Origin of the sequence: Citrobacter sp. Cc139, assembly GCF_030334645.1 — a bacterium.
Classification (GTDB): domain Bacteria; phylum Pseudomonadota; class Gammaproteobacteria; order Enterobacterales; family Enterobacteriaceae; genus Citrobacter; species Citrobacter werkmanii.
This window is the reverse complement of the sequence record NZ_JAOWDM010000067.1, coordinates 1-22,077: the sequence shown is the minus strand read 5'-3', so window position 1 is coordinate 22,077 and position 22,077 is coordinate 1. Positions and strand designations below refer to the sequence as shown.

General features: G+C 53.4%; 19 protein-coding genes. 9 read left to right on the top strand and 10 right to left on the bottom strand.

Going from position 1 to position 22,077, the window contains the following annotated elements:
• Window positions 1-22 precede the first annotated feature (22 nt).
• A complete protein-coding gene (gene nudC / locus OGV69_RS04575) occupies window positions 23-796 on the bottom strand; it encodes an NAD(+) diphosphatase (RefSeq protein WP_038636141.1) in 774 nt (257 codons plus the stop codon).
• Window positions 797-895: 99 nt separating this feature from the next.
• Here nudC and OGV69_RS04570 point away from each other — a divergent pair, with 99 nt between their 5' ends.
• The 9 genes from OGV69_RS04570 (at window position 896) to OGV69_RS04530 (ending at window position 8,543) form a co-directional block, all read left to right on the top strand.
• On the top strand, window positions 896-1,375 hold the full coding sequence (locus OGV69_RS04570) for an Rsd/AlgQ family anti-sigma factor (RefSeq protein WP_032940921.1): 480 nt from the start codon (window positions 896-898) through the stop codon (window positions 1,373-1,375).
• A gap of 357 nt (window positions 1,376-1,732) precedes the next feature.
• Window positions 1,733-3,631: a phosphomethylpyrimidine synthase ThiC gene (gene thiC, locus OGV69_RS04565; RefSeq protein ID WP_038636137.1), complete on the top strand. Its 1,899-nt coding sequence runs from the start codon at window positions 1,733-1,735 to the stop codon at window positions 3,629-3,631.
• On the top strand, window positions 3,631-4,266 hold the full coding sequence (thiE, locus tag OGV69_RS04560) for a thiamine phosphate synthase (protein ID WP_038636134.1): 636 nt from the start codon (window positions 3,631-3,633) through the stop codon (window positions 4,264-4,266). Before thiC ends, thiE begins: the two co-directional genes overlap by 1 nt.
• Window positions 4,259-5,017 carry a HesA/MoeB/ThiF family protein gene (locus tag OGV69_RS04555; protein ID WP_038636131.1) on the top strand — a complete coding sequence of 253 codons (759 nt, stop codon included), beginning with the start codon at window positions 4,259-4,261 and terminating at the stop codon, window positions 5,015-5,017. The genes thiE and OGV69_RS04555 overlap by 8 nt, the downstream gene beginning before the upstream one ends.
• Window positions 4,998-5,198 carry a sulfur carrier protein ThiS gene (gene thiS, locus OGV69_RS04550; protein WP_001166833.1) on the top strand — a complete coding sequence of 67 codons (201 nt, stop codon included), beginning with the start codon at window positions 4,998-5,000 and terminating at the stop codon, window positions 5,196-5,198. The genes OGV69_RS04555 and thiS overlap by 20 nt, the downstream gene beginning before the upstream one ends.
• Before the next feature lies 1 nt (window position 5,199).
• Complete coding sequence (thiG, locus tag OGV69_RS04545; protein WP_069325390.1) at window positions 5,200-5,970, top strand: thiazole synthase; 771 nt, start codon at window positions 5,200-5,202, stop codon at window positions 5,968-5,970.
• Window positions 5,967-7,100 (top strand): 2-iminoacetate synthase ThiH, encoded by a 1,134-nt coding sequence (gene thiH, locus OGV69_RS04540; protein WP_038636125.1) that lies wholly within the window; start codon window positions 5,967-5,969, stop codon window positions 7,098-7,100. The genes thiG and thiH overlap by 4 nt, the downstream gene beginning before the upstream one ends.
• 815 nt (window positions 7,101-7,915) lie before the next feature.
• Complete coding sequence (locus OGV69_RS04535) at window positions 7,916-8,221, top strand: PTS sugar transporter subunit IIB (RefSeq protein ID WP_038636123.1); 306 nt, start codon at window positions 7,916-7,918, stop codon at window positions 8,219-8,221.
• A gap of 4 nt (window positions 8,222-8,225) precedes the next feature.
• The gene (locus OGV69_RS04530; RefSeq protein WP_038636121.1) at window positions 8,226-8,543 is read left to right on the top strand and encodes a PTS lactose/cellobiose transporter subunit IIA; all 318 of its coding nucleotides are present in this window, start codon (window positions 8,226-8,228) and stop codon (window positions 8,541-8,543) included.
• A 118-nt stretch (window positions 8,544-8,661) separates the two neighbouring features.
• On the opposite strand, the gene rpoC is transcribed toward OGV69_RS04530, so the two are convergent.
• The 9 genes from rpoC to tuf form a co-directional block, all read right to left on the bottom strand.
• Entirely contained in the window at window positions 8,662-12,885 is a 4,224-nt protein-coding gene (rpoC, locus tag OGV69_RS04525) for a DNA-directed RNA polymerase subunit beta' (RefSeq protein ID WP_038636118.1), read from the bottom strand.
• 76 nt (window positions 12,886-12,961) lie between these two features.
• Window positions 12,962-16,990 (bottom strand): DNA-directed RNA polymerase subunit beta, encoded by a 4,029-nt coding sequence (rpoB, locus tag OGV69_RS04520; protein WP_003033111.1) that lies wholly within the window; start codon window positions 16,988-16,990, stop codon window positions 12,962-12,964.
• 320 nt (window positions 16,991-17,310) lie between these two features.
• Window positions 17,311-17,676 carry a 50S ribosomal protein L7/L12 gene (gene rplL / locus OGV69_RS04515; protein WP_000028882.1) on the bottom strand — a complete coding sequence of 122 codons (366 nt, stop codon included), beginning with the start codon at window positions 17,674-17,676 and terminating at the stop codon, window positions 17,311-17,313.
• 66 nt (window positions 17,677-17,742) lie between these two features.
• On the bottom strand, window positions 17,743-18,240 hold the full coding sequence (gene rplJ / locus OGV69_RS04510) for a 50S ribosomal protein L10 (RefSeq protein ID WP_005132895.1): 498 nt from the start codon (window positions 18,238-18,240) through the stop codon (window positions 17,743-17,745).
• 293 nt (window positions 18,241-18,533) lie between these two features.
• The gene (gene rplA / locus OGV69_RS04505; RefSeq protein WP_006688358.1) at window positions 18,534-19,241 is read right to left on the bottom strand and encodes a 50S ribosomal protein L1; all 708 of its coding nucleotides are present in this window, start codon (window positions 19,239-19,241) and stop codon (window positions 18,534-18,536) included.
• Between the two features lie 3 nt (window positions 19,242-19,244).
• The gene (rplK, locus tag OGV69_RS04500) at window positions 19,245-19,673 is read right to left on the bottom strand and encodes a 50S ribosomal protein L11 (RefSeq protein WP_038636105.1); all 429 of its coding nucleotides are present in this window, start codon (window positions 19,671-19,673) and stop codon (window positions 19,245-19,247) included.
• 157 nt (window positions 19,674-19,830) lie between these two features.
• Window positions 19,831-20,376, bottom strand: coding sequence for a transcription termination/antitermination protein NusG (gene nusG, locus OGV69_RS04495; protein ID WP_003033125.1), 546 nt, complete (start codon window positions 20,374-20,376; stop codon window positions 19,831-19,833).
• A 1-nt stretch (window position 20,377) separates the two neighbouring features.
• Entirely contained in the window at window positions 20,378-20,761 is a 384-nt protein-coding gene (secE, locus tag OGV69_RS04490) for a preprotein translocase subunit SecE (RefSeq protein ID WP_003033128.1), read from the bottom strand.
• Between the two features lie 230 nt (window positions 20,762-20,991).
• Window positions 20,992-22,077 (bottom strand): elongation factor Tu (gene tuf, locus OGV69_RS04485; protein ID WP_131348470.1); only part of this gene is annotated, 1,086 nt, incomplete at its 5' end.

Sequence of the window (22,077 nt, the reverse complement as noted above, 5' to 3'; positions counted from 1 at the left end):
ACAGTGTATCACCACTCGTTCTTTACTCGTACTCGGCCCGACACATTGCCACCGTATCTTCGATCAAACGACGCGCGACGGTGCCAGGCGGGGGTAAGAGTGGTAAATCGTCGTAGCGATACCAGTTGGCATTGAGTAGCTCTTTCGGGTCGATGACGATGTCGCCGCTGTCGTACTCTGCCATAAACGCCGTCATCAGCGATTGCGGGAACGGCCACGGCTGCGAGGTCACGTAGCGCAGATTTTTCACCTTGATCCCGCTTTCCTCCATGACTTCGCGCGCCACCGCCTGCTCCAGGGTTTCGCCTACTTCGACAAAACCGGCCAGCACGGTATGCACACCGTTACGATGGCGAACATGCTGGGCAAGGAGGATCGAATCATCGCGGCGAATCGCCACGATAATGCAGGGAGCGATTTGCGGGTAATAGCGTTCGCGGCAATGGCTACACAGCATCGCCCATTCGGTTTTGCTCGGGTGCATCGTGTGCCCGCAGTAGCCGCAGAATTTATGCGAGCGGTAGAACTCGGCCAGCTGTACGCCGCGCCCCGCCAACTGAAACAGGCCTACATCCTGGTCGATAACCTGGCGCACCGAACCCATGTCGTGGCGACGCGGCTGCTGCACCAACCAGACCGGATCGCCTTCCCACTCACCTATCTGAAGTGCGCGCTGGCCCGCAAGATCGAAATTTATCGCCTCGCCATAGGGTAATTCCCCAGCAGGCAACCATAATTTTTGTTCGTGGCTCACAATCCACCAGCCGCGATCCCATTTTTCAATTATTCGATCCATATCTCTTGCGCTACCTTTGCTTCACAGGCATGTTATTAACATTATTTTTACAAGATTGACATGAGCAGATTTTAAACTTATCGATACGAGGGTCAACGTATGTTAAACCAGTTAGAACACCTGAAAGAGCGTGTCCATGGGCATCATAAACTGGTCGACCGTTGGCTGAATATTCGTAAGCACCTGCTCGTGGCTTACTACGATCTGGTTGGCCTGAAACCGGGCAAAGAGTCGTTTATGCGCCTCAATGAGAAAGCGCTCGATAATTTTTGCCAGCGTCTGGTCGACTATCTGTCTGCCGGTCACTTCAGTATTTATGAACGCATTATCCATAAAATGGAAGGTGAGAGTCCGCTTTTAAACGCCAGCAAAATCTGGCCGCAGCTGGATGCCAATACCCAACTGATAATGGATTACTATGACTCAACGCTGGAAAACGCCATCGATGAGGATAACGTTCACCAGCTCCAGCAGGCGCTTTCCGATATTGGCGAAGCGCTGGAGGCTCGTTTCCGGCTGGAAGATCAGCTCATCATGCTGGCCTTTAAAACGCTTAGCGAATTCAAACGCCCGGCTTGAGATTTTCCGCATTAACGCGTAGTTTACATTCATTACCTCTAAGATAGAGGTTACTTCTTGTCGGAGTGCTTATTTTCCACAAAAGCATTCGTGATGCGTCAAGGCGGCAAGTCAGTGAATCTCCAGGAGCTTACCTAAGTAAGTGACTGGAGTGAGCGGACGAAGCCAACAAAGAGGCAGCGCGAAGGATGACGTGGAAAAGGCTGAGACCGTTAATTCGGGATCCGCGGAACCTGATCAGGTTAAAACCTGCGAAGGGAACAAGAGTCAATCTACAGCCGTATCGCCTTGGGCGATCGTCTCTCTTGCTTCATCCGTCGTCTGACAAGCCACGTCCTTACTTTTTTGGAATGAGCTATGTCTGCCACTACTAAACCATCACGCCGCGAACAGCGCGCCCAGGCCCAACACTTTATCGATACTCTGGAAGGGACCGCCTTTCCTGAGTCCAGACGCATCTATATCACCGGTTCGCAGCCGGATATCCGCATCCCGATGCGCGAAATTCAACTCAGCCCAACGCTGATTGGCGGCAGTAAAGATAACCCGCAGTTTGAGGCAAACGAAGCCGTACCGGTGTACGACACCTCCGGCCCGTATGGCGATCCTGAGGTGGCGATTAACGTCCAGCAGGGTCTGGCGAAACTGCGCCAACCGTGGATTGACGCACGCAACGATAGCGAAGAATTAGACGACCGTAGCTCGGCTTACACCAAAGAACGTCTGGCCGACGATGGTCTGGACGATCTGCGTTTTACCGGCCTGCTGACGCCGAAACGCGCCAAAGCAGGCAAGCGCGTCACCCAGTTGCATTACGCCCGCCAGGGGATCGTCACTCCCGAAATGGAGTTTATCGCCATCCGTGAAAATATGGGCCGCGAGCGCATTCGCAGTGAAGTGCTGCGCCACCAGCATCCGGGGATGAGCTTCGGCGCACGACTGCCGGAAAACATCACCCCGGAGTTCGTGCGTGATGAAGTGGCTGCCGGCCGCGCGATTATCCCCGCCAACATCAACCACCCGGAATCGGAGCCGATGATCATTGGCCGCAACTTCCTGGTCAAAGTGAATGCCAACATCGGTAACTCGGCGGTCACCTCCTCCATCGAAGAAGAGGTGGAAAAACTGGTCTGGTCGACCCGCTGGGGCGCGGACACGGTAATGGACCTCTCCACCGGCCGCTATATTCATGAAACCCGCGAGTGGATCCTGCGTAACAGCCCGGTACCGATCGGCACCGTGCCGATCTATCAGGCGCTGGAGAAGGTCAACGGGATCGCCGAAGATCTCACCTGGGAAGCGTTCCGCGACACGCTGCTGGAGCAAGCCGAACAAGGCGTCGACTACTTCACCATCCATGCGGGCGTACTGCTGCGCTACGTGCCAATGACCGCCAAACGCCTGACCGGTATTGTCTCGCGCGGCGGTTCAATTATGGCGAAATGGTGTCTCTCCCATCACAAAGAGAACTTCCTGTTCGAACATTTCCGCGAGATTTGCGAAATCTGCGCCGCCTACGACGTTTCCCTGTCGCTGGGCGACGGCCTGCGTCCCGGCTCCATCCAGGACGCCAACGACGAAGCGCAGTTCTCCGAGCTGCATACGCTGGGTGAGCTGACCAAAATCGCCTGGGAATACGACGTGCAGGTGATGATTGAAGGCCCGGGCCACGTGCCGATGCATATGATTCAGCGCAACATGACCGAAGAGCTGGAGAGCTGCCACGAAGCACCGTTCTACACCTTAGGGCCGTTGACGACCGATATCGCGCCGGGCTATGACCACTTCACCTCCGGCATAGGCGCCGCAATGATCGGCTGGTTCGGCTGTGCGATGCTGTGTTACGTGACGCCGAAAGAGCACCTCGGCCTGCCGAACAAAGAAGATGTGAAGCAGGGGCTGATCACCTACAAAATCGCCGCCCACGCCGCGGATTTAGCCAAAGGACATCCGGGCGCGCAGATCCGCGATAACGCCATGTCGAAAGCGCGCTTTGAATTCCGCTGGGAAGATCAGTTTAACCTCGCGCTCGACCCGTTCACCGCCCGCGCTTATCACGATGAAACCCTGCCACAAGAATCCGGCAAGGTCGCCCACTTCTGTTCCATGTGCGGGCCGAAATTCTGCTCGATGAAAATCAGCCAGGAAGTGCGTGATTACGCCGCCGCGCAAACCATTGAAGTCGGCATGGCGGATATGTCGGAGAACTTCCGCGCCAAAGGCGGCGAAATTTATCTCAAACGGGAGGAAGCCTGATGTATCAGCCTGATTTCCCAACCGTCCCGTTCCGCCTCGGTCTTTACCCGGTGGTAGACAGCGTTGAATGGATTGAACGTCTGCTGGAGGCGGGCGTGCGCACCATTCAGTTGCGTATCAAAGATAAACGCGATGAAGAGGTGGAAGCCGACGTTATCGCCGCCATCGCACTGGGGCGTCGTTATGACGCCCGCCTGTTTATTAACGACTACTGGCGGCTGGCGATTAAGCACAACGCCTACGGCGTGCATCTGGGCCAGGAAGACCTCGAAACCACCGACCTGAATGCCATTCAGGCGGCGGGCTTACGCCTGGGTGTATCCACTCACGATGATATGGAGATTAACGTCGCACTCGCCGCTAAGCCTTCTTATATCGCACTCGGCCACGTCTTCCCGACGCAAACCAAGCAGATGCCTTCCGCCCCGCAGGGGCTGGCGCAGTTGGCCAGTCATATTGCGCGTCTGGCGGATTACCCGACCGTCGCGATCGGCGGCATCAGCCTTGAACGCGCCCCGTCGGTGCTGGCGACCGGCGTCGGCAGCGTGGCTGTGGTTAGCGCCATTACTCAGGCCTCCGACTGGCGCGCCGCTACCGCGCAGTTACTGGAAATTGCGGGAGTTGGCGATGAATGACCGCGATTTTATGCGCTACAGCCGACAAATCCTGCTCGGCGATATCGCCATTGATGGCCAGCAAAAGCTGCTCGCAAGTCATGTACTGATCGTGGGTTTAGGCGGGTTAGGTTCGCCTGCCGCGCTGTATCTGGCGGGAGCAGGCATTGGCAAACTGACGCTGGTAGACGATGACGACATTCATCTGAGCAATTTGCAGCGCCAGATCCTGTTTACCACCGATGATATCGCGCGTTCAAAATCTCAGGTTGCCCGGCAGCGCCTGACGCGGATCAACCCGGATATCGAACTGGTATCACTCCAGCAGCGACTTAAAGGCGATGCGCTCCGGCATACGGTCGCGCGAGCCGATGTAGTGCTCGACTGTACCGATAACATGGCCACGCGCCAGGAAATCAACGCCGCGTGCGTAGCGCTCAATATCCCACTCATCACCGCCAGCGCTGTCGGCTTTGGCGGTCAGTTGATGGTGCTCACGCCGCCGTGGGAACAAGGGTGTTACCGCTGCCTGTGGCCGGATGATGTAGAGCCGGAACGCAACTGCCGCACCGCTGGCGTGCTCGGCCCGGTGGTTGGCGTGATGGGTACCTTGCAGGCGCTGGAGGCGATTAAATTACTTAGTGGTATTGAGACGCCGGGCGGGGAGCTACGTCTGTTTGACGGCAAAACCAGCCAGTGGCGCAGCCTCGCGCTGCGTCGCGCCAGCGGCTGTCCGGTATGCGGAGGGCAGCATGCAAATTCAATTCAATGATGAGCCGATGCAGTGCGCCGCAGGGCAAACCGTCAGCGGGCTGCTTATCCAGCTCAACCAGCTCAAACCGGGCGCAGCGTTGGCGCTCAATCAGCAGATCCTGCCGCGCGAGCAGTGGGAACAGCAAATCGTGCAGGAAGGCGACCAGATCCTGCTTTTTCAGGTTATTGCAGGGGGTTGAGATGTTACGTATTGCCGACAAAACGTTTGATTCACATCTGTTCACCGGTACCGGGAAGTTTGCCTCTTCGCAGCTGATGGTCGAGGCGATTCGCGCTTCCGGCAGCCAGTTGGTGACGCTGGCGATGAAGCGCGTGGACCTGCGCCAGCACAACGATGCGATTCTGGCGCCGCTAATAGAAGCGGGCGTCACGCTGCTGCCCAATACCTCTGGGGCGAAAACCGCCGAAGAGGCGATCTTCGCCGCCCAACTGGCGCGTGAAGCGCTGGGCACCCACTGGCTGAAATTAGAAATCCACCCGGACGCCCGTTGGCTGCTGCCGGATCCAATCGAAACGCTAAAAGCCGCCGAGACGCTGGTGAAGCAGGGTTTTGTCGTGCTGCCCTACTGCGGTGCGGATCCGGTTTTGTGCAAGCGGCTGGAAGAGGTCGGCTGCGCGGCGGTGATGCCGCTCGGCGCGCCTATCGGCTCTAACCAGGGGCTGGAAACCAAAGCCATGCTGGAGATCATTATCCAGCAGGCCACCGTGCCGGTGGTGGTCGACGCCGGGATCGGCGTGCCCAGCCACGCGGCGCAGGCGCTGGAAATGGGCGCTAATGCGGTGCTGGTCAACACGGCGATTGCCGTGGCGGACGATCCAGTGATGATGGCAACCGCCTTTCGTCTGGCGGTGGAAGCCGGATTACTGGCGCGGCAGGCTGTGCCAGGATGCAAAAGTTCGCAGGCCAGCGCCACCAGCCCGCTCACCGGCTTTCTGGAGGCGTTAGCATGAAAACCTTCACCGACCGCTGGCGGCAACTGGAGTGGGACGACATTCGCCTGCGCATCAACGGTAAAACCGCCGCTGACGTGGAACGCGCGCTTAACGCTCCACAGCTAAGTCGTGACGACCTGATGGCACTGCTCTCCCCCGCCGCCGCCGATTACCTTGAACCGCTGGCGCAACGGGCGCAAAGGCTGACTCGCCAGCGCTTCGGCAACACCGTCAGTTTTTACGTGCCGCTTTATCTCTCAAACCTCTGCGCCAATGACTGCACCTACTGCGGTTTTTCTATGAGCAACCGCATCAAACGTAAGACGCTGGACGAGGCAGAAATCACCCGCGAGTGCGCCGCCATCCGCGAGTTGGGTTTTGAACACCTGCTGCTGGTCACCGGTGAACACCAGAGCAAAGTGGGCATGGACTACTTTCGCCGCCATTTACCTGACATTCGCCGTCAGTTCGCCTCGTTACAGATGGAAGTGCAGCCGCTGGCAACCGAGGAGTATGCCGAGCTGAAGAGGCTGGGGCTGGACGGGGTGATGGTGTATCAGGAGAGCTATCATGAAGCGACTTATGCCCATCATCATTTAAAGGGGAAAAAGCAGGATTTCTTCTGGCGGCTGGAAACACCGGACAGGCTTGGCCGCGCTGGAATCGATAAAATCGGTCTTGGCGCGCTGATTGGTTTGTCTGACAGCTGGCGGGTGGATTGTTATATGGTCGCCGAACATCTGCTGTGGATGCAGCAGCATTACTGGCAGAGCCGCTACTCCATCTCCTTTCCTCGTCTGCGCCCATGCACCGGGGGCGTTGAACCCGCATCGATCATGGACGAGCGACAGTTGCTCCAGACCATTTGCGCGTTTCGTTTACTGACGCCAGAAATTGAGCTGTCGCTCTCCACCCGCGAATCACCCTGGTTTCGTGACCATGTGATCCCGCTGGCGATCAACAATGTCAGCGCCTTCTCAAAAACCCAGCCTGGCGGTTATGCCGATAACCATCCAGAGCTGGAACAGTTCGCCCCGCACGACAATCGTCGCCCGGAAGCCGTTGCTGAAGCACTCATGGCGCGGGGATTACAGCCCGTGTGGAAAGACTGGGACAGCTATCTGGGGCGCACTACGCAGATGCAGTAAGCCCGGAGCGATCGCATTAAACAAAAGCCCCGACTAGTGCAGTCAGGGCTTTAAGTTACTACAAACTTCAGATTTAACATTAATAAACTTAACGATTTAGTACTGCTGATGGTACTACTTTAAAATGTACAGGTTTACCACAGATAATATTGGATTTTGATACTAACTAAAACTTTCCTCTATTTACCGTTAAACACATTGCACCGGCTTGATAATAAAACTCAAGGCTGGTGACCTAAACAAGTACACTTCCCCTCGCGACATATACTCTTTGATGCGTTGCCTTATTTCCCTTGCGATAACCATAAAAACAGAAATCACAAACACTTACTATTAAATCATGGCGTTACATCGTCGCGTTTTACTAACTTTTTGCGATTAAATAAATCAACTACGTGGCCTGAAAGCATTGTCGAAGTGAAAAAATAGCGTTTTCAGCATCGACTACCCCAAACAAAAAATACTTCGTGGCCTTTATCGCAACCCCCAATAAAGCTTTACTAACACTTACTACGTTAACAGCAAACGACTATTTCCCCTGCTGTTAAGCATTAACATACGGGTTTAAAAAACGCTGTCAATACTGTTTTTTATAACATGTTTTTATTGCCAGTAATTATATATTCCCGCATGTGATAAGCGAGCCAAAGTGCCGCCAACCTCGGTGCAGATCGTTGAGTTTTGCTTCTTTTTGTAACCGGTTTCAGAAAAAGTGGTTTTCTTTGTGATGCCTTGCACACAATCGTTGCAAAGCAGTTGTTGCTACAGCTGGCTCGCGATAATTATCAACCCACACATGTTGAGCGAGACTGCTTATGAAAAACATCGTTTTATGCTGCGCCGCCGGAATGTCCACCAGCATGCTGGTACAAAGGATGAAAGATGCCGCCCAGAAAAAAGGTGTCGACGTCACGATCAAAGCTGTCCCGGTGGCTGAGTTTGAAGAGAATATCGCCACTGCAGATATCGTGTTGCTTGGTCCACAGGTTAAATATGAGCAGGCCAAGCTGCAGGCGCTCGCCGACCCGCTAGGCAAAAAAGTCGCCGTTATCGATATGATGGATTACGGCATGATGAAAGGTGATGCCGTACTGGAAAAAGCGCTGAAACTACTGGAGTGATGACATGGAAGAGTTAGAAACGATCATCATGGAATTATTGGTCAACGCCGGAGCCGCCCGCAGTCAGGCCCTGACAGCGCTACAACTGGCGCGTAAAGGTGACTTTACTGGTGCGGAACAAGCAATGGTGGAATCACGCGAGTACGTCAAACAGGCACATAAAATCCAGACCCAGCTAATCGGCATTGACGAAGGTACCGGCAAGCTACCGGTTAATCTCATCACAGTCCATTCACAGGATCACCTGATGAACGCGATGGTGATTCAGGATTTGGCGGGCGACATGATTGAGCTTTATCGGCGGTTGCCGCCGGTAAATTAATAACACTGCCGGATGGCGGCTTCGTAACCTCACAGGTCGTATAAGAGCAGCGCCATCAGGCATAACATAGACATAAAAAAACCCGCCGAAGCGGGTTTTTTATTATGGTCAGCAACGATTAATCGTTGTCAGAACCGCCCAGGCCTGCGTTCAGCAGTTCTGCCAGGCTGGCAGACGCATCTTCAGCAGTCACCTGCGGAGCAGCTGGCAGTTCGCCCGCTGCGCGACGGCGCATACGATCCTGGTGGTACGCGTAACCGGTACCGGCCGGGATCAGACGACCCACGATGACGTTCTCTTTCAGACCGCGCAGTTCGTCGCGTTTGCCCGCAACGGCTGCTTCGGTCAGCACGCGAGTGGTCTCCTGGAACGATGCCGCGGAGATGAACGACTCAGTTGCCAGAGACGCTTTGGTGATACCCAGCAGATCGCGGGAGAAGGTTGCGCCCACTTTGCCGTTCGCTTCCAGCTCGCGGTTAGCGATCTTGACGCGGGAGTATTCAACCTGCTCGCCTTCCAGGAAGTCGGAGCTACCAGCGCTTTCGATGGTGGCTTTACGCAGCATCTGACGAACGATAACTTCGATGTGTTTATCGTTAATCTTAACACCCTGCAGACGGTATACGTCCTGAACTTCGTTAACGATGTAACGAGTTACAGCATGCACACCACGCAGACGCAGGATGTCGTGCGGCGCTTCCGGACCGTCGGAAACCACGTCACCACGTTCTACACGTTCACCTTCGAACACGTTGAGCTGACGCCATTTCGGAATCATCTCTTCGTAAGGTTCGCTACCGTCTACCGGGGTGATAACCAGGCGACGTTTCCCTTTGGTTTCTTTACCGAAGGAAATGATGCCGCTGATTTCAGCCAGGATTGCCGGCTCTTTCGGACGACGTGCTTCGAACAGGTCCGCAACGCGCGGCAGACCACCGGTGATGTCCTTGGTACCGCCGGATTCCTGCGGAACACGGGCCAGGGTGTCACCAGAGCTGATCTGTACGCCATCTTCCAGCTGAACAATCGCTTTACCTGGCAGGAAGTACTGAGCAGGCATATCGGTGCCTGGGATCAGAACGTCGTTGCCCTGAGCATCAACAATTTTCAGTGCCGGACGCAGGTCTTTACCACCCGACGTACGCTCTGCAGAATCCAGAACGACCAGAGAAGACAGACCGGTCAGCTCGTCGGTCTGACGAGTAATGGTCTGGCCGTCGATCATGTCAGTGAAGCGGACGAAACCACTCACTTCGGTGATAACCGGCATGGTGTGCGGATCCCAGTTCGCTACGGTTTCGCCGCCAGCAACCTGTTCGCCATCACCTTTCGCCATAACGGAGCCGTAAGGCACTTTATAGCTTTCTTTGGTACGACCGAATTCGTCGATCAGTTTCAGTTCGGTGTTACGTGAGGTGATAACCAGTTTACCGCTGGAGTTAACAACCGACTTCGCATTGCTCAGACGGATGCTACCTTTGTTTTTCACCTGGATGCTGGATTCAGCAGCCGCACGAGATGCCGCACCACCGATGTGGAACGTACGCATCGTCAGCTGTGTACCCGGTTCACCGATGGACTGTGCCGCGATAACGCCGATTGCTTCACCTTTGTTGATGATGTGGCCACGCGCCAGGTCACGACCATAGCAGTGCGCACATACACCAAAGTCGGTGTCACAGGATACAACGGAACGGACTTTCACGGAGTCAACGGAGTTCTCTTCCAGCAGGTCACACCACTGTTCGTGCAGCAGCGTGTTACGTGGAACCAGAATATCCGCCGTACCCGGCTTCAGAACGTCTTCAGCAGTCACACGACCCAGAACGCGATCGCGCAGCGGCTCTTTAACGTCACCACCCTCGATAACCGGGGTCATGGTGATGCCTTCCAGCGTGCCGCAATCGTCCTCAGTAACAACCAGGTCCTGCGCAACGTCAACCAGACGACGCGTCAGATAACCGGAGTTCGCTGTTTTCAGTGCGGTATCCGCCAGACCTTTACGCGCACCGTGAGTAGAGATGAAGTACTGAAGTACGTTCAGACCTTCACGGAAGTTCGCGGTGATTGGCGTTTCGATGATGGAGCCATCTGGCTTCGCCATCAGACCACGCATACCAGCCAGCTGACGAATCTGTGCTGCTGAACCACGTGCACCGGAGTCGGCCATCATGTAAATGCTGTTGAAGGAAACCTGCTGCTCTTCTACGCCGTCACGGTTAATAACGGTTTCAGTCTGCAGGTTATCCATCATCGCTTTGGATACACGATCGTTCGCCGCAGCCCAGATATCGATAACTTTGTTATAGCGTTCGCCTGCGGTTACCAGACCAGACTGGAACTGCTCCTGGATCTCAGCAACTTCAGCTTCCGCTTCAGAGATGATCTCGTGTTTCTTCTCCGGGATGACCATGTCATCAATACCAACAGATGCACCTGAACGCGCTGCATAAGCAAAGCCGGTGTACATTGTCTGGTCAGCGAAGATAACGGTCGGCTTCAGGCCCAGAATGCGGTAACAGGTGTTCAGCATTTTGGAAATGGCTTTCTTACCCAGCGCCTGGTTGACGATGGAGAAAGGCAGACCTTTCGGTACGATCATCCACAGAATGGCGCGACCAATGGTCGTGTCTTTCAGACTGGTGTGCGCAACGAATTCGCCGTTTTCATCTTTTTCATATTCAGTGATACGCACTTTAACGCGCGCATGCAGAGAGGCCAGGCCAGCGCGATAGATACGCTCAGCTTCTTTCGGGCCAGTCAGCACCATGCCTTCGCCTTTGGCGTTAACACAGTCACGGGTCATGTAGTACAGACCCAATACAACGTCCTGAGACGGAACGATGATAGGTTCGCCGTTCGCCGGAGACAGGATGTTGTTGGTAGACATCATCAGCGCACGCGCTTCGAGCTGGGCTTCCAGCGTCAGCGGTACGTGAACAGCCATCTGGTCACCATCGAAGTCGGCGTTATATGCCGCACAAACCAGCGGGTGCAGCTGGATAGCTTTACCTTCGATCAGTACCGGCTCAAATGCCTGGATACCCAGACGGTGCAGGGTTGGTGCACGGTTCAACAGTACCGGGTGTTCGCGGATAACTTCGTCCAGGATATCCCAAACGACAGCTTCTTCACGCTCAACCATTTTCTTAGCGGCTTTGATGGTGGTGGCGAGGCCACGAAGTTCCAGCTTGCCGTAGATGAACGGTTTGAACAGTTCCAGTGCCATTTTCTTCGGCAGACCGCACTGATGCAGACGTAGGTATGGACCTACGGTGATTACAGAACGACCGGAGTAGTCAACACGCTTACCGAGCAGGTTCTGACGGAAACGACCCTGTTTACCTTTGATCATATCGGCCAAAGATTTCAGAGGACGCTTGTTAGAACCGGTGATCGCACGACCACGACGACCGTTATCCAGCAGGGCGTCAACCGCTTCCTGCAGCATACGTTTTTCGTTGCGTACGATGATGTCCGGCGCAGCCAGATCCAACAGACGCTTCAGACGGTTGTTACGGTTGATCACACGACGATACAGATCGTTCAGATCTGACGTTGCGAAACGACCGCCATCAAGCGGAACCAGCGGACGCAGATCTGGCGGCAGAACCGGCAGAACGGTCAGGATCATCCACTCTGGCTTGTTGCCAGACTGTACGAAGGCTTCCAGCAGTTTGATACGCTTGGTCAGCTTTTTACGCTTGGTTTCGGAGTTGGTTTCGTTCAGCTCTTCGCGCAGAGTTTCACACTCTTGCTCCAGATCCATGCTCTTCAGCAGGGCCTGGATAGCTTCCGCACCCATCTTCGCGTCGAATTCGTCACCGAACTCTTCCAGCGCGTCCAGATACTGCTCTTCAGTCAGGATCTGTTGACGTTCCAGGTTGGTCATACCGCCTTCGATAACGACATAAGATTCGAAGTACAGTACGCGTTCGATATCGCGCAGCGGCATATCGAGCAGCAGACCGATACGGGACGGCAGCGATTTCAGGAACCAGATATGCGCGGTCGGAGACGCCAGCTCGATGTGGCCCATACGCTCACGGCGTACTTTGGTCTGGGTCACTTCAACGCCGCACTTCTCACAGATCACACCACGATGTTTCAGGCGCTTGTACTTACCGCACAGGCACTCGTAGTCTTTTACCGGCCCAAAGATACGGGCGCAGAAAAGGCCGTCACGCTCAGGTTTGAACGTACGGTAGTTGATGGTTTCCGGCTTCTTAACTTCACCGAAAGACCATGAACGGATCATGTCTGGCGAGGCCAGAGCAATTTTGATCGCATCAAACTCTTCGGTTTTAGTCTGCGCTTTCAGAAACTTTAATAAATCTTTCACGGATTTGCTCCCGTCGGAGTTAGCACAATCTGGCGCTGGCTGTTACGCCAGCACCAGTGACCTGTTTGATCGAGAGTTACTCGTCTTCCAGCTCGATGTTGATACCCAGCGAACGAATCTCTTTCAACAGTACGTTGAAGGATTCCGGCATGCCTGGTTCCATCTGATGGTTGCCGTCCACGATGTTTTTATACATCTTAGTACGACCGTTCACGTCATCAGACTTAACGGTGAGCATTTCCTGCAGGGTGTATGCCGCGCCATATGCTTCCAGCGCCCACACTTCCATCTCCCCGAAGCGCTGACCACCGAACTGAGCCTTACCACCCAGCGGCTGCTGAGTAACCAGGCTGTAAGAACCGGTAGAACGCGCGTGCATCTTGTCATCAACCAGGTGGTTCAGTTTCAGCATATACATGTAGCCAACGGTAACCTGGCGCTCGAACTGCTCACCGGTACGACCGTCGAACAGGGTAATCTGACCGGAAGTCGGCAGGCCACCCAGCTGTAACAGTTCCTTGATTTCAGACTCTTTCGCACCGTCGAAGACCGGCGTTGCGATCGGCATACCTTTTTTCAGGTTTTCAGCCAGACGCAGAACTTCTTCATCGCTGAAGGTATTCAGGTCAACTTTCTGACGAACATCTGAGCCCAGATCGTAAGCACGCTGGATGAACTCGCGCAGTTTGGCGACTTCCTGCTGCTGTTTCAGCATGGCGTTGATCTTATCGCCGATACCTTTCGCAGCCATACCCAGGTGGGTTTCAAGGATCTGACCGATGTTCATACGCGATGGTACGCCCAGCGGGTTCAGTACGATATCTACCGGCGTACCGTTAGCATCGTGTGGCATATCTTCGATCGGGTTGATCTTAGAGATTACACCCTTGTTACCGTGACGACCTGCCATCTTATCACCAGGCTGGATCCGACGTTTAACCGCCAGATAAACCTTAACAATCTTCAGCACGCCCGGTGCCAGATCGTCGCCCTGAGTAATTTTACGGCGTTTCGCTTCGAGTTTTTTCTCGAATTCGTGTTTCAGTTCGTCGTACTGCTCAGCCAGCTGTTCCAGCTGATTCTGTTTCTCTTCGTCGGTCAGACCGAGTTCTAACCAGCGGTCACGCGGCAGTTTGTCGAGCTTCTCAGCTTCAACACCACCGGAAACCAGCACAGCGTAGATACGGCTGAACAGACCCGCTTCGAGGATCTGCAGTTCTTCAGACAGGTCTTTCTTAGCCTGCTTCAGCTGCATCTCTTCGATTTCCAGCGCACGTTTGTCTTTTTCTACGCCATCGCGAGTAAAGACCTGAACGTCGATAATCGTACCGGAAACACCGTTTGGCACGCGCAGAGAAGAGTCTTTAACGTCAGACGCTTTCTCACCGAAGATCGCACGCAGCAGTTTCTCTTCCGGCGTCAGCTGGGTTTCACCTTTCGGCGTTACCTTACCAACCAGAATATCGCCACCGGTCACTTCCGCACCGATATAAACGATACCGGATTCATCCAGTTTAGAGAGCGCAGCTTCACCCACGTTCGGGATGTCAGCGGTGATCTCTTCCGGCCCCAGCTTGGTGTCACGGGACACACATGCCAGTTCCTGAATGTGGATGGTGGTGAAACGGTCTTCCTGGACAACACGCTCAGATACGAGGATGGAGTCTTCGAAGTTGTAACCATTCCATGGCATGAATGCCACGCGCATGTTCTGACCCAGCGCCAGTTCACCAAGGTCGGTGGACGGACCGTCTGCCAGCACATCACCACGTTCAACCGGCTCGCCCAGAGATACGCAAGGCATCTGGTTGATACAGGTGTTCTGGTTAGAACGGGTGTATTTAGTCAGGTTATAAATGTCGATACCTGCTTCGCCCGGGTACATCTCGTCTTCGTTAACTTTGATAACGATACGGGAAGCATCCACGTACTGAACAGTACCGCCACGTTTAGCAACTGCAGTAACACCGGAGTCAACGGCAACAGCACGTTCCATACCGGTACCAACCAGCGGCTTATCAGCACGCAGAGTCGGAACCGCCTGACGTTGCATGTTCGCACCCATCAATGCACGGTTGGCGTCATCGTGTTCCAGGAACGGGATCAGGGACGCACCGACGGATACCACCTGCTGGGTGGATACGTCCATGTAGTCAACCTGGTCACGGCTGAACAAGCTGGATTCGCCTTTGCTACGGCAGGTAACCAGATCTTCTACAAAGTGGCCTTCGTCATCCAGGTTGGAGTTCGCCTGAGCGATAACGTAGTTACCTTCTTCGATAGCAGACAGGTAGTGAATTTCATCGGTTACAACACCGTCGGTCACTTTACGGTACGGAGTCTCAAGGAAGCCGTATTCGTTAGTCTGTGCATACACGGACAGGGAGTTGATCAGACCGATGTTCGGACCTTCAGGCGTTTCGATTGGACATACGCGACCATAGTGAGTCGGGTGTACGTCTCGAACTTCGAAGCCTGCGCGTTCACGGGTCAAACCGCCTGGGCCGAGTGCGGAGATACGACGTTTGTGTGTAATCTCAGACAGCGGGTTGTTCTGGTCCATAAACTGAGACAGCTGGCTGGAACCAAAGAACTCTTTCACTGCTGCAGAAATCGGCTTGGCGTTGATCATATCCTGAGGCATCAGGGTATCCAGATCGCCCAGAGACAGACGCTCTTTCACCGCACGCTCAACACGCACCAGGCCAACGCGGAATTGGTTTTCCGCCATTTCGCCTACGGAACGGATACGACGGTTGCCAAGGTGGTCGATATCATCGACTTCGCCTTTACCGTTACGGATATCGATGAGCTTCTTCATCACTTCAATGATGTCGTCTTTGCTCAGGATACCGGACCCTTCGATTTCGTCGCGCAGCAGAGAACGGTTGAACTTCATACGACCAACCGCAGACAGATCATAGCGGTCTTCGGAGAAGAACAGGTTCTCGAACAGGCTTTCCGCAGCTTCACGAGTCGGCGGCTCACCAGGGCGCATCATGCGGTAGATTTCTACCAGCGCGCTCAGACGATCGTTGGTTGGGTCGACGCGTACAGTTTCAGAAATGTACGGACCGTGGTCCAGATCGTTAGTGAACAGCGTTTCGATACGCTTGTGACCAGACTGGCTCAGCTTAGCCAGCAGATCCAGGCTCAGCTCCATGTTAGCTGCGCAGATCAGCTCGCCAGTAGATTCGTCAACGTAGTCTTTAGCCGCAACCTTACCAGCAATGTATTCAACCGGAACTTCGATATGCTTGATATCGTCTTTTTCCAGCTGGCGAATATGGCGCGCAGTGATGCGACGGCCTTTTTCGACGTAGACTTTGCCGTTAGCTTCGATGTCAAAGGAGGCGGTTTCACCACGCAGGCGTTCCGGCACCAGTTCCATCTGCAACTTGTTGTCGCGAATTTCGAAAACAACTTTTTCAAAGAACAGGTCAAGGATCTGCTCAGTGGTGTAGTTCAGCGCACGCAGAATGATGGTCGCAGGCAGTTTACGGCGACGGTCAATACGTACGAACAGGTTGTCCTTCGGATCGAATTCGAAGTCCAGCCAGGAACCACGGTAAGGAATGATACGCGCGTTATACAGCACTTTACCCGAAGAGTGGGTTTTACCTTTGTCGGAGTCAAAGAAGACGCCAGGACTACGGTGCAGCTGAGAAACGATAACACGCTCAGTACCGTTGATAACAAAGGTACCGTTGTCGGTCATGAGCGGAATTTCGCCCATGTAGACTTCTTGTTCTTTAATGTCTTTTACGGTGCCTTCCGGCGCTTCGCGCTCGTAGATCACCAGACGCAGTTTTACGCGCAGCGGTGCGGAATAGGTCACGCCACGGATCTGACATTCCTGAACGTCAAACACCGGTTCGCCAAGACGGTAGCTGACGTATTGCAGCTCGGAATTACCGCTGTAGCTCTGAATCGGGAAAACGGAACGGAAAGCTGCTTCCAGACCATACTGCCCTTCAGGATCTTGCTCGATGAACTTCTGAAACGAGTCAAGCTGGATAGAAAGGAGATAAGGTATGTCCAACACTTGCGGACGTTTACCAAAATCCTTACGAATACGTTTTTTCTCGGTATAGGAGTAAACCATTAGGGTTCCTCAGCTCGCTGACAAGTCGACCCATCTGTCCATTGAGCGGACAGTTTGTGCAACACTATTTTGTTGACCGGAAAATCGAATACTTTCCGCAATGCCTGTTGCTATCACGCTTAAACCATTTCATTGCGATTTACACAGAACTGACGCTCTGTCGCAGTATATTAAGACGTCGATAGAAACAAGCATTGAAAGGCACAGCAGTAGTCAAACAGTGTGAAACGCTACTGGCGCCTTACAGCGCAAAAAGGCTGGTGACTAAAAAGTCACCAGCCATCAGCCTAATTTCTTAGGCTGCAACCAGAAAAGTTGGCTTATTTAACTTCAACTTCAGCGCCAGCTTCTTCCAGAGATTTTTTCAGTGCTTCTGCGTCGTCTTTGCTCACGCCTTCTTTCAGCGCAGCCGGTGCAGATTCTACCAGGTCTTTAGCTTCTTTCAGACCCAGGCCAGTTGCGCCACGTACTGCTTTGATAACAGCAACTTTGTTAGCGCCAGCAGCTTTCAGAATTACGTCGAATTCAGTTTTTTCTTCAGCAGCTTCAGCCGGGCCAGCAGCTACAGCTACAGCAGCAGCAGCGGAAACACCGAATTTTTCTTCCATTGCAGAAATCAGTTCTACAACGTCCATTACGGACATAGCGGATACTGCTTCAATGATTTGATCTTTAGTGATAGACATTTAAATTGTTCCTGAAAATCAGAATAAGTTTATACGTAAGCAGATGCTTGAGAAAGGTAACTGCAATTAAGCAGCTTCTTTCGCATCGCGTACAGCAGCCAGAGTACGAACCAGTTTGCCAGCCGAAGCTTCTTTCATGGTTGCCATCAGGCGTGCAATTGCTTCTTCGTAGGTCGGCAGAGTTGCCAGGCGGTCGATATTCGATGCCGTAATCAACTCACCTTCAAAGGCTGCGGCTTTGACCTCAAATTTTGCATTCGCTTTCGCGAACTCTTTGAACAGACGAGCAGCGGCGCCCGGGTGTTCCATAGAGTATGCAATCAGGGTCGGACCAACAAACGTGTCTTTCAGGCACTCGAACTGAGTACCTTCAACGACGCGGCGCAGCAGGGTGTTACGAACAACACGCATGTATACGCCAGCTTCACGACCTGCTTTACGCAGTTCAGTCATTTTATCTACAGTTACGCCACGGGAATCCGCAACTACTGCAGACAGCGCGCCTTTGGCTACTTCGCTGACTTCAGCAACAATCGCTTGTTTGTCTTGAAGATTTAAAGCCATTAGCTTTGCTCCTGGATGTTTGCCGGAACTCATGTTCCGGAACTCACTTCACTCCCCCCAACGGAGAGAGCGTCTAAATACGGTGAGCAGAAACAAGCCAGAGTATCAGAAATAATCTTAGCGTTCTGTCACCGTCTACGCAGGGCATTAAGTTTCTTGCAAAACACCTGCGGTCTTCGACGGAGGCCTGGATAGGCCAGGCTCCAACGAACAAATCTGTTGTCTATCGGCCGAAGCTAATAGAATCGTGGGCGAAGATTGTAGACAAATTCGCCGCCCACGTAAAGCTAATCTTAGACGTTCGCAGACGCGCTCAGACCAGCCTGATCAACGGCAACACCAGCACCCATGGTGGTGGAGATGCTAACTTTCTTGATGTACACGCCTTTTGCCTGAGTCGGTTTTGCTTTTTTCAGCGCAACCAGCAGAGCTTCCAGGTTTTCTTTCAGTTTGTCAGCGTCAAAATCCACTTTACCGATGGTGGTGTGGATGATGCCGTTTTTGTCGTTACGGTAACGAACCTGGCCAGCTTTAGCGTTCTTAACCGCTTCAGCAACGTTCGGAGTTACGGTACCAACTTTCGGGTTTGGCATCAGGCCGCGCGGACCCAGAACCTGACCCAACTGGCCAACAACGCGCATTGCATCCGGAGAAGCAATAACAACGTCAAAGTTCATTTCGCCTTTCTTGATCTGGTCAGCCAGATCTTCCATACCTACCAGTTCAGCGCCTGCAGCTTTAGCAGCTTCAGCGTTTGCGCCCTGGGTAAATACGGCTACGCGAACAGAACGGCCAGTACCGTGCGGCAGTACAGTTGCACCACGTACGTTCTGGTCAGATTTACGAGCGTCGATGCCGAGGTTAACGGCAACGTCCACGCTTTCTACGAATTTAGCAGTGGCCAGCTCTTTCAGCAGAGCAATAGCTTCGTTGATGTCGTACTGTTTAGTTGCATCAACTTTGTCACGGATCACGCGCATACGCTTGGTCAGTTTAGCCATTTCTTAGTCCTCCACTACCAGGCCCATGGAACGTGCAGTACCTTCAATGGAGCGAGTCATCGCTTCAATGTCGGAACCAGTCATGTCGGCAGCTTTGGTCTGCGCGATTTCCTGCAGCTGAGCGCGGGAAATTTTACCCACTTTGTCTTTGTTCGGCTTGCCGGAACCAGACTTGATACCAGCCGCTTTCTTCAGCAGTACTGCTGCCGGAGGCGTTTTGGTAACGAAAGTGAAAGAACGGTCAGCGTAAACGGTGATAACAACCGGGATCGGCAGACCTTTTTCAATGGAATCAGTTTTTGCGTTGAACGCTTTGCAGAATTCCATGATGTTCACGCCTTGTTGACCCAGTGCTGGACCTACCGGCGGACTCGGGTTAGCCATACCAGCTGCAACCTGCAGCTTGACATAGGCTTGGACTTTCTTAGCCATTCTAAATTCCTCTAGTTGGGTTATAGCGCCTCAAAGAGGCTCCCCGTGTTTTTAAATTCGTTTTACGGACAGAGCCCATAAAAACAAAAGGCGCGAAATTGTATTCCAATCTCGCGCCTTGTGCAACGATTAAATCGCCGCTTTTTTGATCGACGTGTTAGGCTTTCTCAACCTGGGCGAAGTCCAGTTCAACCGGAGTCGCACGACCGAAGATAGATACAGAAACTTTCAGACGAGACTTCTCGTAGTCCACTTCTTCAACTACGCCGTTAAAGTCAGCAAACGGACCATCGCTAACGCGGACCATTTCGCCCGGCTCAAACATCGTTTTCGGACGCGGCTTATCACCAACCTGCTGCAGACGGTTCATGATCGCATCAACTTCTTTGTCGCTGATTGGCGCCGGACGGTCAGAAGTACCGCCGATAAAGCCCATCACACGCGGAACGCTGCGCACCAGGTGCCAGCTCGCATCATTCATGACCATCTGGACCAGTACATAGCCCGGGAAGAATTTACGTTCGCTCTTGCGACGCTGGCCACCACGGATCTCGACCACTTCTTCTGTCGGCACCATGACTTCGCCAAACAGCTCTTCCATATTTTGTAACTTGATATATTCGCGCAGCGACGTGGCAACGCGGCCTTCAAAACCGGAAAACGCCTGAACGACGTACCAGCGCTTTTTAGGGGCTTCAGACATCTTAGAACCTCAGGCCAGTGATAAAGGATACCAGGCGAACCAGAATACCATCCAGTCCCCACAGGATCAGTGACATTACTGCGGTAACCGCAGCCACAATTAATGTGGTGTGCAATGTTTCCTGGCGAGTTGGCCAAATGACCTTACGGACTTCGGTTCTCGCTTCACGGGCAAAAGCAACGGTCGCTTTACCTTTTGTTGTCAACAGCGCGACACCACCCGCTGCGGCAATCAGAATCACTACGGCCAGCGCACGCAGCGGCAGCATCATGTCACGATAAAGGTAATTGCCAACGATAGCTACAAGCAGCAATACAGCGACAACAACCCACTTCATCGCTTCCAGGCCGCGCCCGCTTCCTTGAGCTTCGGTATTCGCACTCATAAACCAACCTGTCAGAAGTATTCTACAAACATTTTCACCCCGCGTAAGCGAGGCGATCCAAACCGAAATGCTCTGGTGCGTTTCGGACTAAACGCCCTCTTCAGAGCCTGTCTCAGCAATGATTATGACAAAAAAAATCACTGATGAGCCAGGTTCTGGTGTGAAAGCGTGCAAAAAGGGCATCAAATGATGCCCTTTTATTGCGCATTGCGTCAAATGTTATTCGGCAATTAGCTCATTACTTTGGCAACAACGCCCGCACCAACAGTACGGCCGCCTTCACGGATTGCGAAACGCAGACCGTCGTCCATCGCGATCGGGTGGATCAGGGTAACAACCATTTTGATGTTGTCGCCCGGCATTACCATCTCTACGCCTTCCGGCAGTTCGATGGTGCCAGTCACGTCAGTAGTACGGAAGTAGAACTGCGGACGGTAGCCTTTGAAGAACGGAGTATGACGGCCGCCTTCGTCTTTGGACAGGATGTACACTTCAGATTCGAACTTGGTGTGCGGCTTGATAGAGCCCGGCTTAGCCAGTACCTGACCACGTTCGATTTCTTCACGTTTGATACCACGCAGCAGAACACCAACGTTCTCACCAGCACGGCCTTCGTCCAGCAGTTTGCGGAACATTTCAACGCCAGTACAGGTAGACTTAGCAGTCTCTTTGATACCAACGATTTCAACTTCTTCACCAACTTTGATGATACCGCGTTCTACACGACCGGTAACAACGGTACCACGACCGGAGATGGAGAATACGTCTTCGATAGGCAGCAGGAACGGCTTGTCAATCGCACGCTCTGGTTCCGGGATGTAAGAGTCCAGGAAGCCAGCCAGTTCGATGATTTTCGCTTCCCACTCTGCTTCGCCTTCCAGCGCTTTCAGAGCAGAACCACGAACGATCGGAGTGTCGTCGCCCGGGAAATCGTACTGAGACAGAAGTTCACGAACTTCCATTTCTACCAGTTCCAGCAGCTCTTCGTCATCAACCATGTCGCATTTGTTCAGGAACACGATGATGTACGGAACGCCTACCTGACGACCCAGCAGGATGTGCTCACGAGTCTGCGGCATCGGGCCGTCAGTCGCAGCAACAACCAGGATCGCGCCGTCCATCTGCGCAGCACCGGTGATCATGTTTTTAACATAGTCGGCGTGGCCCGGGCAGTCTACGTGTGCGTAGTGGCGAGTCGGGGTGTCATATTCAACGTGAGAAGTGTTGATGGTGATACCACGAGCTTTTTCTTCCGGCGCGTTATCGATCTGGTCGAATGCACGAGCAGCACCGCCGTAGGTTTTAGCCAGTACGGT